Source organism: Enterobacter sp. BIDMC 27, from assembly GCF_000534415.1.
GTDB lineage: Bacteria > Pseudomonadota > Gammaproteobacteria > Enterobacterales > Enterobacteriaceae > Enterobacter > Enterobacter hormaechei_C.
Window position 1 is genome coordinate 1,937,690 of record NZ_KI973178.1, and the last position, 14,495, is coordinate 1,952,184.

Genomic DNA, 14,495 nt, shown 5'->3' on the forward strand with positions numbered 1-14,495 from the left:
AAGTGATGCCGCTATAATGCCGCGTCTTATTGAATGTCTTCGGGATGATTCTGGCGACAGGGAATGTGAATCTGCACATAAGAGAGCATCCCGGTATAACAGACAGATTCAGAGTTGACCGAGCACTGTGATTTTTTTGAGGTAACAAGATGCAAGTTTCAGTTGAAACCACTCAAGGCCTTGGCCGCCGTGTAACGATTACTATCGCTGCTGACAGCATCGAAACTGCTGTGAAAAGCGAGCTGGTCAACGTAGCAAAAAAAGTACGTATTGACGGCTTCCGCAAGGGCAAAGTACCAATGAATGTTGTTGCTCAGCGTTATGGCGCTTCCGTGCGTCAGGATGTGCTGGGTGAACTGATGAGCCGCAACTTTATCGACGCGATCATCAAAGAAAAAATCAATCCAGCCGGCGCGCCGAACTACGTTCCAGGTGAATACAAGCAGGGCGAAGACTTCACCTACTCCGTAGAGTTCGAAGTGTACCCGGAAGTTGAGCTGAAAGGTCTGGAATCTATCGAAGTTGAAAAACCGATCGTTTCCGTGACTGACGAAGACGTTGACGGCATGCTGGATACCCTGCGTAAGCAGCAGGCGAACTGGAAAGAGAAAGAAGGCGCTGTTGACGCGGAAGACCGCGTAACCATCGACTTCACCGGTTCTGTAGACGGCGAAGAGTTCGAAGGCGGTAAAGCGTCTGACTTCGTACTGGCGATGGGCCAGGGTCGTATGATCCCAGGCTTCGAAGACGGTATCAAAGGCCACAAAGCGGGCGAAGAGTTCACCATTGACGTGACCTTCCCTGAAGAATACCACGCTGAAAACCTGAAAGGTAAAGCAGCGAAGTTCGTTATCAACCTGAAGAAAGTGGAAGAGCGCGAACTGCCAGAACTGACTGAAGAATTCATCAAGCGTTTCGGCGTGGAAGATGGTTCTGTTGCGGGCCTGCGTACCGAAGTGCGTAAAAACATGGAGCGCGAGCTGAACGGCGCTGTACGTAACCGCGTGAAGTCTCAGGCGATTGAAGGTCTGGTGAAAGCGAACGACATCGACGTTCCTGCTGCCCTGATCGACAGCGAAATCGACGTTCTGCGCCGTCAGGCTGCACAGCGCTTCGGTGGCAACCAGCAGCAAGCGATGGAACTGCCACGCGAGCTGTTCGAAGAGCAAGCGAAACGTCGCGTTGTTGTCGGCCTGCTGCTGGGCGAAGTGATTCGTACCCACGAGCTGAAAGCTGACGAAGAGCGTGTGAAAGGCCTGATCGAAGAGATGGCTTCTGCATACGAAGATCCATCAGAAGTGATCGAGTTCTACGGTAAGAACAAAGAGCTGATGGACAACATGCGCAACGTCGCACTGGAAGAGCAGGCTGTTGAAGCGGTACTGGCGAAAGCGAAAGTGACCGAAAAAGAGACCTCTTTCACCGAACTGATGAACCAGCAGGCGTAATTTCGCCCCGACGGTTTAAAGTTTGAACAAAAAACCCGTTGCCCTCCGGCGACGGGTTTTTTTTATCACAGCTTTAGTCCTGGAAGGGTGCTAAAACGCCCTTTCAGTGTTAGCGTTACAACAAAACGTTGTTATGCTTGAAATAGGGCATGACGACCCCCATTAGTATGTAATCACGATGATTGAGACTGGCTGATAATCCGTCCATAAGGTTACAATCAGTACAGCAGGTGTTTTCAATTTTGAACCAGGAGACGGAAATGTCATACAGTGGCGAACGAGATAACTTTGCACCCCATATGGCGCTGGTGCCAATGGTTATTGAACAGACCTCACGCGGTGAGCGTTCTTTCGATATCTATTCCCGTCTGCTCAAGGAACGCGTTATCTTTCTGACCGGCCAGGTGGAAGACCATATGGCTAACCTGATCGTGGCGCAGATGCTGTTCCTGGAAGCGGAAAACCCGGAAAAAGACATTTACCTGTACATCAACTCGCCAGGCGGTGTGATTACGGCGGGCATGTCAATTTATGACACCATGCAATTCATCAAGCCGGATGTCAGTACCATCTGTATGGGGCAGGCGGCATCCATGGGGGCTTTCCTGTTAACCGCAGGGGCGAAAGGTAAGCGTTTCTGCCTGCCTAACTCCCGCGTGATGATTCACCAGCCGCTGGGTGGTTACCAGGGCCAGGCGACGGATATTGAAATCCACGCCCGAGAAATTCTGAAAGTAAAAGCGCGCATGAATGAACTTATGGCGCAGCATACGGGTCAACCTCTCGAGCAGATCGAGCGCGATACCGAGCGCGATCGCTTCCTCTCTGCACCAGAGGCAGTTGAGTACGGCTTAGTCGACTCCATTTTGACCCATCGTAATTGATGCCCGCGACGCGAGTGTGCCGCTATACTAAGGTAGGGCGGAACGTTGCCTGTAAGCAGCTTGCGTCTGAGAATGGCATTTGCGTCGTCATGTGCGGCACATAGAACTTAAAAAGAGGTTTGGACTCATGACAGATAAACGCAAAGATGGTTCGGGCAAACTGCTGTACTGCTCTTTTTGCGGCAAAAGCCAGCATGAAGTGCGTAAACTGATTGCCGGGCCGTCCGTGTATATCTGCGACGAATGCGTCGATTTATGTAACGACATCATTCGCGAAGAGATTAAAGAAGTCGCGCCGCACCGTGAGCGCAGCGCGTTACCAACGCCACACGAGATTCGCCACCACCTGGACGACTATGTCATTGGTCAGGAGCAGGCGAAAAAAGTGCTGGCGGTGGCGGTATACAACCACTACAAACGTCTGCGTAACGGCGATACCAGCAATGGCGTAGAGCTGGGCAAAAGTAACATTCTGCTGATCGGGCCTACGGGTTCTGGTAAAACCCTGCTGGCGGAAACGCTGGCGCGCCTGCTGGATGTTCCGTTCACCATGGCGGATGCCACCACCCTGACCGAAGCCGGTTATGTGGGTGAAGACGTTGAAAATATTATCCAGAAGCTGCTCCAGAAGTGCGATTACGACGTACAGAAAGCCCAGCGCGGGATCGTCTATATCGATGAGATCGACAAAATCTCCCGTAAATCAGACAACCCGTCGATCACCCGTGACGTCTCGGGCGAGGGCGTGCAGCAGGCGCTGCTGAAGCTGATTGAAGGTACGGTTGCGGCTGTTCCACCGCAGGGTGGGCGTAAACATCCGCAGCAGGAATTCTTGCAGGTTGATACCTCCAAGATCCTGTTTATCTGTGGTGGTGCGTTTGCAGGCCTGGATAAAGTGATCTCTCACCGTGTGGAAACCGGCTCCGGCATTGGTTTTGGCGCAACGGTGAAAGCCACGTCTGAAAAACCAAACGAAGGCCAGCTGCTGGCGCAGGTTGAACCGGAAGATCTGATCAAATTCGGTTTGATTCCGGAATTTATCGGCCGTCTGCCGGTTGTGGCGACCCTGAACGAACTGAGCGAAGACGCGCTGATTCAGATCCTGAAAGAGCCGAAAAACGCGCTGACCAAGCAGTATCAGGCGCTGTTTAATCTGGAAGGCGTTGAGCTGGAATTCCGTGACGAAGCACTGGACGCGATTGCTAAGAAAGCGATGGCGCGTAAAACCGGTGCCCGTGGCCTGCGTTCTATCGTAGAAGCAGCATTGCTCGACACGATGTACGATCTTCCTTCTATGGAAGACGTTGAAAAAGTCGTGATCGACGAGTCCGTCATTGGTGGCCAGTCCAAGCCGTTACTGATTTACGGTAAACCGGAAGCGCAGCAGGCATCTGGCGAATAATTCACCATTTCATACAATCAGTTAATCAAAAAGGGGGGATTTTATCTCCCCTTTACTTTTTCCGTATTCATGGCGTTGAATGTATGGGAAACATCCCCATATACTGGATTACATGTTAATGGTTGTGTGAAGCACAGTTACATGACCAGTTTACCTGGCGGACACTAAACTAAGAGAGAGCTCTATGAATCCTGAGCGTTCTGAACGCATTGAAATCCCCGTATTGCCGTTGCGCGATGTGGTGGTTTATCCGCACATGGTCATACCCTTATTTGTAGGGCGGGAAAAATCTATCCGTTGCCTCGAAGCCGCCATGGATCATGATAAAAAAATCATGTTGGTCGCGCAGAAGGAAGCATCAACGGATGAGCCGGGTGTAAACGATCTTTTCACCGTCGGGACCGTGGCCTCTATTTTGCAGATGCTGAAGCTGCCAGACGGCACCGTGAAGGTGCTGGTGGAAGGCTTACAGCGTGCGCGTATTACCACTCTGTCAGACGATGGCGAGCACTTCTCTGCGAAGGCGGAGTACCTTGATTCACCGGAACTTGATGAGCGCGAACAGGAAGTGCTGGTACGCACCGCGATCAGCCAGTTCGAAGGCTACATCAAGCTGAATAAGAAAATCCCACCTGAAGTGCTGACGTCGCTGAACAGCATCGACGATCCTGCACGTCTGGCGGATACCATCGCTGCGCACATGCCGCTGAAGCTTGCTGACAAACAGTCCGTGCTGGAAATGTCCGACGTTAACGAACGTCTGGAATACCTGATGGCGATGATGGAGTCTGAGATCGATCTGCTCCAGGTTGAGAAGCGCATTCGCAACCGCGTCAAAAAGCAGATGGAAAAATCGCAGCGTGAGTACTATCTGAACGAGCAAATGAAAGCCATTCAGAAAGAGCTCGGCGAGATGGACGATGCGCCGGATGAAAACGAAGCGCTGAAGCGTAAGATCGACGCGGCGAAGATGCCGAAAGAGGCGAAAGAGAAAGCCGAAGCTGAGTTGCAGAAGCTGAAAATGATGTCTCCGATGTCGGCAGAGGCGACCGTCGTGCGCGGCTATATTGAGTGGATGGTGCAGGTTCCGTGGAATGCCCGCAGCAAGGTCAAAAAAGACCTGCGTCAGGCGCAGGAAATCCTCGATACCGACCACTACGGCCTGGAACGCGTGAAAGACCGCATTCTTGAGTACCTCGCGGTACAGAGCCGTGTGAACAAAATCAAAGGCCCAATTCTGTGCCTGGTAGGGCCTCCAGGCGTGGGTAAAACCTCTCTGGGCCAGTCCATCGCCAAAGCGACCGGACGTAAGTATATCCGTATGGCGCTGGGCGGCGTACGCGATGAAGCGGAAATCCGCGGTCACCGCCGTACCTACATCGGTTCTATGCCGGGCAAGCTGATCCAGAAGATGGCGAAAGTGGGGGTTAAAAACCCGCTGTTCCTGCTCGATGAGATCGACAAAATGTCTTCGGACATGCGTGGCGACCCTGCGTCGGCGCTGCTGGAAGTGCTTGATCCAGAACAGAACGTGGCGTTCAGCGATCACTACCTGGAAGTGGACTACGACCTGAGCGATGTGATGTTCGTGGCGACCTCCAACTCCATGAACATTCCGGCCCCGCTGCTGGACCGTATGGAAGTGATCCGTCTCTCCGGTTATACCGAAGATGAGAAGCTGAACATTGCTAAGCAGCACCTGCTGCCGAAACAGATTGAGCGTAACGCGCTGAAAGCCAACGAGCTGACCGTCGAGGACAGCGCGATTATTGGCATCATTCGCTATTACACCCGTGAAGCGGGCGTGCGTAGCCTCGAGCGTGAGATCTCTAAGCTGTGCCGTAAGGCGGTGAAACAGCTGCTGCTGGATAAGAGCCTGAAGCACATTGTGATTAACGGCGACAATCTGCATGCTTACCTTGGCGTTCAGCGCTTCGACTACGGTCGTGCGGACAACGAAAACCGCGTTGGTCAGGTGACCGGTCTGGCATGGACGGAAGTGGGCGGCGATCTGCTGACCATCGAAACCGCCTGTGTCCCGGGCAAAGGCAAGCTGACCTACACCGGTTCACTGGGTGAAGTGATGCAGGAGTCCATCCAGGCGGCGCTGACCGTGGTGCGCGCGCGCGCGGAAAAACTGGGTATCAACCCGGATTTCTACGAAAAACGCGACATTCACGTTCACGTTCCGGAAGGGGCGACGCCGAAAGATGGCCCAAGCGCGGGTATTGCCATGTGTACGGCGCTGGTTTCCTGCCTGACAGGGAACCCGGTTCGTGCTGATGTGGCAATGACCGGTGAAATTACGCTGCGTGGTCAGGTACTGCCTATCGGCGGGTTAAAAGAAAAACTGCTGGCGGCACACCGCGGTGGGATCAAAACCGTATTGATCCCTTACGAAAATAAACGCGATCTGGAAGAGATTCCGGACAACGTTATTGCCGATTTGCAGATCCATCCGGTGAAACGCATTGAGGAAGTTCTGACTCTCGCACTGCAAAATGAACCGTCCGGAATGCAGGTTGTAACCGCAAAATAGTGACCTCGCGCAAAGAGCGCCAATAAAAACAAGGCTGGTAAGTCATTTCGTACTTGCCAGCCTTTTTTTGTATAGCTAATTTAGATTGCTGATTGGGTTAGCCATCAACAACGGGTGTTGTAAGGTCATAGCAGGACTGATATAACTGCTGCGCGGTCGCGCTGTGAAGGATTCAGGTGCGATATAAATTATAAAGAGAGGAAGAGAACAGTGAATAAATCTCAACTGATTGACAAAATTGCTGCGGGTGCTGATATTTCTAAAGCTGCAGCGGGACGTGCTTTAGATGCTTTAATTGCTTCTGTTACTGAATCTCTGCAAGCTGGGGACGACGTTGCACTGGTAGGCTTCGGTACTTTTGCGGTTAAAGAGCGTGCAGCCCGTACTGGCCGCAACCCTCAGACCGGTAAAGAGATCACCATTGCTGCCGCTAAAGTGCCGGGTTTCCGTGCAGGTAAAGCGCTGAAAGACGCAGTAAACTGATTGCTTTCCCGCTCCAGGGAAGCTGAAAAGTACAAGGGCGCATCGTTTGATGTGCCTTTTTTGTTTGTCCAGACCTGATTTGTGCGAGTTTATGCGAGTTGTGGGCTGACAATTGCCCTGTTTTCTTGTCACAATACGCCTTTACGCGCGACGGTCAGGATTTTCCGTCAGCGTCAGGTAACCAGTCACCTACAGCGGAGTGTTGTTACACCATGATGGACAGCTTACGCACGGCTGCTAACAGTCTCGTGCTCAAGATTATTTTCGGTATCATTATCGTGTCGTTCATATTGACCGGTGTGAGTAGTTACCTCATCGGCGGTGGCGCGAACTACGCCGCAAAAGTGAATGGCCAGGAAATTAGCCGTGGGCAGTTCGAGAACGCTTTTGCTGGTGAACGTAACCGCATGCAGCAGCAACTGGGCGACCAATACTCTGAACTTGCAGCCAACGAAGGCTATATGAAAAACCTGCGTCAGCAGACGCTGAACCGCCTTATCGACGAAGCGCTGCTGGATCAGTACGCGAAAAGCCTGGGTCTGGGCATCAGCGATGAGCAGGTTAAAAAAGCCATCTTCTCGACGCAGGCTTTCCAGTCTAATGGGAAGTTCGACAACGCGCGTTACAACAGCATTGTTAACCAGATGGGTATGACGGCTGACCAGTACGCTCAGGCGCTGCGTAACCAGTTGACCACGCAACAGCTGATCAACGCGGTGGTGGGCACCGATTTCATGCTGAAAGGCGAAACTGAAGAGCTGGCGGCACTGGTGGCGCAGCAACGCGTGGTGCGTGAAGCGACGATTGATGTCAACGCACTGGCAGCGAAACAGCAGGTTAGCGACGCTGAAGTTAATGCTTACTACGAGCAAAACAAGAACAACTTCATCTCTCCGGAACAGTTCCGCGTAAGCTATATCAAGCTGGATGCAGCTGCGATGCAGGAAAACGCGACTGACGCCGAGATCCAGTCTTATTACGACCAGCATCAGGATCAGTTCACTCAGCCGCAGCGTAACCGTTACAGCGTGATCCAGACCAAAACGGAAGCAGAAGCGAAAGCCGTGCTGGACGAGCTGAACAAAGGCGCTGATTTCGCCACCTTAGCGAAAGCAAAATCCACCGACATTATTTCTGCCAAAAACGGCGGTGATATGGGCTGGCTGGAAGAGTCCACTACCCCGGACGAGCTGAAAAATGCAGGCCTGAAAGAGAAAGGCCAACTGTCTGGTGTAATCAAATCCTCCGTTGGTTTCCTGGTGGCGCGTCTGGACGATGTTGTGGCGGCGAAAACCAAGCCGCTGGCTGACGTTCGTGATGATATCGCTGCGAAAGTGAAGCAGGAGAAAGCGCTGGACGCCTTCTATGCTCTGCAACAGAAAGTGAGCGATGCCGCAAGCAACGACAACGAATCACTGGCGGGTGCTGAGCAGGCTGCTGGCGTTAAAGCGGTTGAGACGGGCTGGTTCAGCCACGAAAACCTGCCGGAAGAACTGAACTTCAAACCAGTTTCAGATGCCATTTTCAATGGTGGTCTGGTCGGTGAGAACGGTACGCCGGGCAGCAACTCAGACATCATTACCGTTGACGGTGACCGTGCGTTCGTACTGCGCGTCAGCGAGCACAAAGCCGAGGCAGTGAAGCCCCTGGCGGAAGTGAAAGATCAGGTGGTGGCGCTGGTCAAACACAACAAAGCGGCACAGCAGGCAAAACTGGATGCAGAGAAAATTCTGGCCGATCTGAAAGCCGGTAAGAACGATGCGCTGAAAGCGGCTGGCCTGAGCTTTGGCGAAGCAAAAACGCTGAGCCGTACCGGTCAGGATCCTGTCAGCCAGGCGGCGTTTGGCCTGAGCCTGCCGGCGAAAGACAAACCTGTCTTTGGCACCACGACCGATATGCAGGGTAACGTGGTGCTTCTGGCGCTGGATGAAGTAAAAGCCGGTACGCTGCCAGACGCGCAGAAGAAGGCCATGGTTCAGGGAATTACCCAGAACAATGCCCAGATTGCTTTCGAAGCGATGATGAGCAACCTGCGTAAAGAAGCCAAAATCAAACTGGGTGATGTGGTCACTCAGGAGCAATAATTACGTATCTGCTCGCAGATTTTAGTAACGCTCTGCAAAAACTAAAGGCCGCTTTCGCGGCCTTTTCCATTTCTGCAATCTGTTGTTTGTCCCTGTTTTCCCGTGCGGTTATCGTGGCGTGGCTGTCAACAAACAAGGAGAAAACAGCATGAAATGTGGAATCAAAGCACTGTTAATTACACTGGCTATTGCCACTTCCGGGATGAGTGCGGGCGCGCTGGCGGCGTCCCCCTCGGCTAAAGCGCAGGCTGCACAAAACCAGGCCGATGCAACGTCACAAGGTCATGTTAAAGCCAACGCGACGGCCAGCACGAAAGCCATTGAGGACGAGGGTACGCGGGTCAGTATCAATACTGCCTCTGCGGACGATCTTGCCCGCGTTATGAATGGCGTGGGTCTAAAAAAAGCACAGGCCATCGTCAGCTATCGTGAAGAGTATGGCCCTTTCAAAACCCTTGACGATCTCAAGCAGGTGCCGGGTATGGGCAGCGCGCTGGTTGAGCGCAATCTCGCACACCTGACGCTGTAATCGCGTAATCACTTGCACTGCGGCAAATATTTGCCAGGATAAAGAGGTCATACCAGTTATGACCTCTGAACCTATAACAACGAAAGGCTATTGCGCTATGCAGACACAAATCAAAGTCCGTGGTTATCACCTCGATGTTTACCAGCACGTCAATAACGCCCGCTACCTTGAATTTCTTGAAGAGGCGCGCTGGGACGGCCTGGAGAACAGCGAAAGCTTCCAGTGGCTGACCGCACACAACATCGCGTTTGTGGTCGTCAATATCAACATTAACTACCGCCGCCCGGCTGTGCTGGGGGATGTGCTCACCGTGACCAGTGAGGTCCAACAACTGAATGGCAAAAGTGGTGTATTGAGCCAGGTCGTTACGCTGGAGCCAGAAGGGCAGGTGGTGGCCGATGCGCTGATCACCTTTGTCTGTATCGATCTCAAAACCCAGAAAGCGTTGCCGCTGGAAGGGGAGTTGCGCGAAAAGCTGGAGCTGATGATCGCGTAAGAAATGTTCAGGAATAACTGTGCTGTCGACACTTACCGTTCGACAGCACGGTCAGGTAGCCCTTATTTCAGCCCGGTCTTTTTCTGCATCGCGGCCATCACGCCCGCTTTATCCGCAAAATAATGATTCAGACCGTTCGCGCGCAGGTTACAGGCGGCACACTGCCCGCAGCCGTCCCCTTTAATGCCGTTGTAGCAGGTCAGGGTCTCGTTGCGAACAACATCCAGCTTGCCCCAGTAGTCGGCCAGGGCCCAGGTTTCAGCCTTATCCAGCCACATCAGCGGCGTTTCGAAGCGGGTCTCTTTTGCCATTCCCAGATCGACAGCGTGATTGAGTGCTTTCACGAATTCATCCCGGCAGTCCGGGTAGCCAGAGAAGTCGGTCTCACACACGCCCGTGATCACCGCTTCGGCTTTCACCTGGTAGGCATAGATCGCCGTCAGGGTCAGGAAGAGAATGTTGCGGCCCGGTACGAAGGTGTTCGGAATGCCGCTGGCATCCGGTTCGTAATCAGGCACCGGAATGCTGTCGCGGGTGAGGCTGCTGACGGCCAGTTCATTTAACAGCGTCACGTCCAGCACTTTATGAGCGCGGGCGCCCAGTTTGAGGGCCAGTTCACGAGCGACATCGATTTCAGCGCGATGACGCTGACCATAATCAAAAGTGACGCAGTGCACTTCATCATACTGGTGAAGCGCCTGAATCAGGCAGGTGGTGGAATCTTGTCCTCCGCTGAACACGACGACGGCACGTTTCATAGATCATCTCGACAGTTACAGTAAAAGCGTCATGTTAACGCCTGGCTAAAGCGGCGACCAGCTTCTTCACGCGTTTGGGGGAGGAAGCCAGGCTTCGGTGAAGTCAAACCAGCCGCGAGTGTTAAGGCGTATGCCGTTGACGCCCGGAGGCGCGCTGATTTGATACTGGTAGTTAAAGAGCGGCGTCAGGACGGCTGTCTCCATTAACCGGCTGAAGATAGCCTGAAGTCCTGCGTGTCGGTCACGTTCGTCGGCCTGCGTCTGCACCGCATCCAGCGTGGCCTGCAAATGGGCGTATGCCGGTGCGCTCAGCAGATGCGGCCAGAGCGCATCGCAGCGGAGCCACTGCTCAAGCGTGTACGCTGGCGCTTCGCCAATCAGTCTGTCTCCCATCATGATGTCTGCATCGGCAAGCTGCTGGCACCCGTCCCACGTTTTGGCGTCGTGAAAGATGACGGTCAGTTCACAACCCTGCCGCGCAAGGTATGCTTTTAACTGGCTGGCCATGGTGTGAAGCTCAACCGGCAGGTGGTAGACGAGCGTCAATGCCTCTGGCAGCGCAACGTCGGTTAAATCAGGCCATTGGGGGATCGCCCAGCCGGGAAGCAGTTCCTCGGTAGGGGTGATGAGCCCTTCGTTCAGGGGAAGCGTGTGCAGCAGCGTTGAGAGATGAATGATATTAATCAGCCGCTTTGCCTGAAGTTCGCTCAGACGTGGGCTCTGTTTCAGCGTGAGGTAGCAGAAACCCAGACTGGTGCTGTTACTCACCAGCCGCAGGCTGGCCAGCTCGTCGGCCTCGCCAATGGCGATTTGCACCGGGTGGCGACAGCTGGTGCCCAGACTGTAGTCAAAAAGCTGGGGCGTGATCCAGTACTCGATAGCCTTAAGCAACGGATGGCCAAGGTGATACTGCTCGTGGCTTTCCAGACGCACCAGTTCAGGCTCAAAAACGCTCAGTCGAAAGGGACCGCTGCCCACCACGGGGTAATCGGGATGCGCCAGACGGCTACAGTAGGTTGCCAGCCTGTGCGCCAGCCAGTAGTCAGGTTGATGGAGAATAAACGTCAGGCACTGCGGATGCGTGGTTTCGATACGTAAGACGCTGCGGAAAAGCGTGCCCAAGCCGGGCTGCGATAACAGCGCCGTCAGGCTTTGCCGGAGCTGTGCCGTCTCTATTTTATCGCCGTTATGCCAGTGCAGGGTGGAGCGAATGTAGAAATGCCAGCGCAGGCCGTCAGCGGAGATTTCCCAGTGATGCGCCAGATCGCCCGTGGGTTCACTGCTGGTACCATTAAAACGCGTCAAACCAGAGAATACCTGTCCCGCCAGATGCTGCTCCGCCCGGCCAGGGAGAAACCCCGGCTGAAGCGGCTCCAGCGAGCGATAGTAGGGAATACGCAGCGTCGGCGTATCGTTCTGCCACTGCCCGCCCATAAACGGATGCAGCAGCGATCGCAAATCTTCAGGCGCGAGCTGGGCCAGCTCCAGCGCGTTGTGCTGCTGTCCACTTTTCAGGGCCTCTTCCATCATCGTATTACGCAACGAGTCCGGGGTGACGTGAAAGCGTAATTCCCCACGCTTACCTCGTCCGGAGCGGGCGTGCCAGCTTAGCCAGCCCGCCTCCTGCGCCTGGCGCAGCAGGGTGCGAACATGTCGCTCGCTGCAAAAGCAGCGGCTGGCAAGTTCACTGATGGTAACCTGCTGCGGTGCGCCGGCGGAGGGGTGCCACAGACGCTGATACTGGTTAAGACGATTAAGCTGGCGCATGAAAAACCCGGAACAATAATTATCATCTATTCACTATTACTTCCGTATATCTCACGTAATACTGATGCACAAGTTAACCGCATCACATTTCGGGAGTAATTATGGCTCGGCTCGCTGCATTTGATATGGACGGCACGCTGTTAATGCCGGATCACCGTTTAGGGGAGAAAACCCTGAACACACTTAAGCGCCTGCGCGAGCGTGAAGTCACCCTGACGTTTGCCACTGGTCGTCATGTTCTCGAGATGCGCCATCTGCTGGGAACATTTGCCCTCGATGCGTTCCTGATCACCGGCAACGGGACGCGCATTCACTCCGTCGACGGCAATATGCTGCACCGTCAGGATCTGAATCCGGAAGTGGCGGACATTGTCCTGCACAGCACCTGGGATACGCAGGCCAGCGTGCATGTTTTTAATGATGAAGGCTGGTTTACCGGGCGTGAGATCCCGGCCTTGCTGCACGCTCACGTTTACAGCGGCTTTAAATATCAGCTTATCGATTTGCGCCGCATTCCGGCACACAAGGTGACCAAGATCTGCTTCTGTGGGGATCACGACGATCTCTGCCGCCTGCGTATTCAGCTTAACGAGGCGCTGGGCGACCGGGCGCACCTGACCTTCTCGGCGGTGGACTGCCTTGAAGTGCTGCCGGTGGGCTGTAACAAAGGATCTGCGCTGGCGGTGCTGAGCGATCATCTGGGGCTGACGATGCAGGACTGTATGGCCTTTGGTGACGCCATGAACGACCACGAGATGCTGAGCAGCGTGGGTCGTGGACTGATTATGGGGAACGCGATGCCGCAACTTATCGCCGCGCTCCCGCATTTACCGGTTATCGGACACTGTCGTAACGAAGCGGTGTCCCATTTTTTGACGCATTGGCTGGACAAAAATAACCTCCCATATTCCCCCGAATAGTGAGACCCTTCCAGCAAGCCAGGCTAAAGCCTGGCTTTTTTTTATTTCACCAGCTGCGAAATCTGCGCTTTCCACGGTTCTACATCGCCAATAGTTGCCTGCACCCATTCTGCGTTGTAATAGGTGTCCAGGTAGCGCTCCCCGCTGTCACACAGCAGCGTGACGACAGAGCCGGTACGGCCTTCTTCGCGCATCCTCGCGGCCAGCTGTAGCGCGCCCCACATATTGGTGCCGGTGGAAGCCCCGACTTTACGGCCAAGCTGTGTCTCCAGCCAGTGCGCCGTCGCGACGCTGGCGGCGTCCGGCACGCGGAGCATCTCATCCACAACGTCCGGAATGAACGAGGGTTCGACGCGCGGGCGACCAATCCCTTCGATCTTGCTCCCCACGGGGCTGCGCAGGCTGGCATCGCGGGATTGCCAGTAATCGAGGAACACCGAGTTTTGCGGGTCAACCACCATCAGCTGCGTATCATAACCCTGACAGCGGATATAACGTCCGATGGTGGCGGAGGTTCCGCCCGTGCCCGCGCTCATGACAATGTAAGAGGGAACAGGATGCGGCTCGTGGGTCATCTGGCGGAAAATGCTGTCCGCAATGTTATTATTGCCGCGCCAGTCGGTGGCGCGCTCGGCGAAGGTGAACTGGTCCATATAGTGACCATTCAGTTCGCGGGCCAGCATTTCGGAGGCCGCATAGATTTCGCAGGCGCTTTCCACAAAGTGGCAGCGTCCGCCGTAAAATTCGATCTGTTCGACTTTACGTTTCGCCGTGCAGGAGGGCATCACGGCGATAAACGGGAGGCCCAGCAGGCGGGCAAAGTAGGCTTCGGAGACGGCAGTTGATCCGGACGACGATTCAATAATCGTGGTGCCTTCTTTAATCCAGCCGTTACATAAACCGTATAAAAAGAGTGAACGCGCCAGGCGATGCTTCAGGCTGCCGGTAGGATGGGTGCTTTCATCCTTCAGGTAAAGCTGAATGCCGGGAAATCCAGGCAGAGACAGGCGGATCAAGTGGGTGTCTGCCGAGCGCTGATAGTCGGCATTTATTTCGCTGATGGCATGTTTAACCCAGGTGCTATTCATCGTAGTTATCCGTTTGTCATTTTGTGCCCAGCATAGCGAAAAGCACAGAAAAAATTGTTGCTATCTGACCTTTAAAATAGAATGTAAGGAGAATAAT

At 54.1% G+C, this 14,495-nt stretch carries 12 protein-coding genes; 9 read left to right on the forward strand and 3 right to left on the reverse strand.

Annotation, left to right across the window (positions count from 1 at the left end):
• Window positions 1-149: 149 nt before the first annotated feature.
• The 8 genes from tig (at window position 150) to L463_RS13380 (ending at window position 9,865) form a co-directional block, all read left to right on the forward strand.
• On the forward strand, window positions 150-1,448 hold the full coding sequence (gene tig, locus L463_RS13415) for a trigger factor (RefSeq protein WP_015571277.1): 1,299 nt from the start codon (window positions 150-152) through the stop codon (window positions 1,446-1,448).
• Between the two features lie 260 nt (window positions 1,449-1,708).
• Window positions 1,709-2,332 (forward strand): ATP-dependent Clp endopeptidase proteolytic subunit ClpP, encoded by a 624-nt coding sequence (gene clpP, locus L463_RS13410; RefSeq protein WP_006809880.1) that lies wholly within the window; start codon window positions 1,709-1,711, stop codon window positions 2,330-2,332.
• Between the two features lie 127 nt (window positions 2,333-2,459).
• A complete protein-coding gene (clpX, locus tag L463_RS13405) occupies window positions 2,460-3,734 on the forward strand; it encodes an ATP-dependent protease ATP-binding subunit ClpX (RefSeq protein WP_015571275.1) in 1,275 nt (424 codons plus the stop codon).
• Window positions 3,735-3,918: 184 nt separating this feature from the next.
• A complete protein-coding gene (gene lon / locus L463_RS13400) occupies window positions 3,919-6,273 on the forward strand; it encodes an endopeptidase La (RefSeq protein WP_014882775.1) in 2,355 nt (784 codons plus the stop codon).
• A gap of 210 nt (window positions 6,274-6,483) precedes the next feature.
• Window positions 6,484-6,756, forward strand: a complete 273-nt coding sequence (gene hupB, locus L463_RS13395) for a nucleoid-associated protein HU-beta (protein ID WP_002444653.1) — start codon at window positions 6,484-6,486, stop codon at window positions 6,754-6,756.
• A gap of 212 nt (window positions 6,757-6,968) precedes the next feature.
• Window positions 6,969-8,840: a peptidylprolyl isomerase gene (gene ppiD / locus L463_RS13390; protein ID WP_017383192.1), complete on the forward strand. Its 1,872-nt coding sequence runs from the start codon at window positions 6,969-6,971 to the stop codon at window positions 8,838-8,840.
• 148 nt (window positions 8,841-8,988) lie between these two features.
• Entirely contained in the window at window positions 8,989-9,369 is a 381-nt protein-coding gene (locus L463_RS13385; RefSeq protein ID WP_023296027.1) for a helix-hairpin-helix domain-containing protein, read from the forward strand.
• A 97-nt stretch (window positions 9,370-9,466) separates the two neighbouring features.
• Window positions 9,467-9,865 (forward strand): YbgC/FadM family acyl-CoA thioesterase, encoded by a 399-nt coding sequence (locus L463_RS13380; protein WP_017694410.1) that lies wholly within the window; start codon window positions 9,467-9,469, stop codon window positions 9,863-9,865.
• 62 nt (window positions 9,866-9,927) lie between these two features.
• Here the strand turns inward: L463_RS13380 and queC are convergent, their stop codons facing one another.
• Both queC and L463_RS13370 read right to left on the reverse strand, forming a co-directional pair.
• Entirely contained in the window at window positions 9,928-10,623 is a 696-nt protein-coding gene (gene queC / locus L463_RS13375; RefSeq protein ID WP_015571271.1) for a 7-cyano-7-deazaguanine synthase QueC, read from the reverse strand.
• 66 nt (window positions 10,624-10,689) lie between these two features.
• Window positions 10,690-12,390: an SgrR family transcriptional regulator gene (locus tag L463_RS13370; RefSeq protein WP_023296028.1), complete on the reverse strand. Its 1,701-nt coding sequence runs from the start codon at window positions 12,388-12,390 to the stop codon at window positions 10,690-10,692.
• 101 nt (window positions 12,391-12,491) lie between these two features.
• Between L463_RS13370 and cof the strand changes: the two genes are divergently transcribed.
• Window positions 12,492-13,310, forward strand: a complete 819-nt coding sequence (gene cof, locus L463_RS13365; RefSeq protein WP_017383195.1) for an HMP-PP phosphatase — start codon at window positions 12,492-12,494, stop codon at window positions 13,308-13,310.
• Window positions 13,311-13,351: 41 nt separating this feature from the next.
• On the opposite strand, the gene L463_RS13360 is transcribed toward cof, so the two are convergent.
• Window positions 13,352-14,398 (reverse strand): PLP-dependent cysteine synthase family protein, encoded by a 1,047-nt coding sequence (locus L463_RS13360; RefSeq protein WP_023296029.1) that lies wholly within the window; start codon window positions 14,396-14,398, stop codon window positions 13,352-13,354.
• Between the last annotated feature and the right edge of the window lie 97 nt (window positions 14,399-14,495).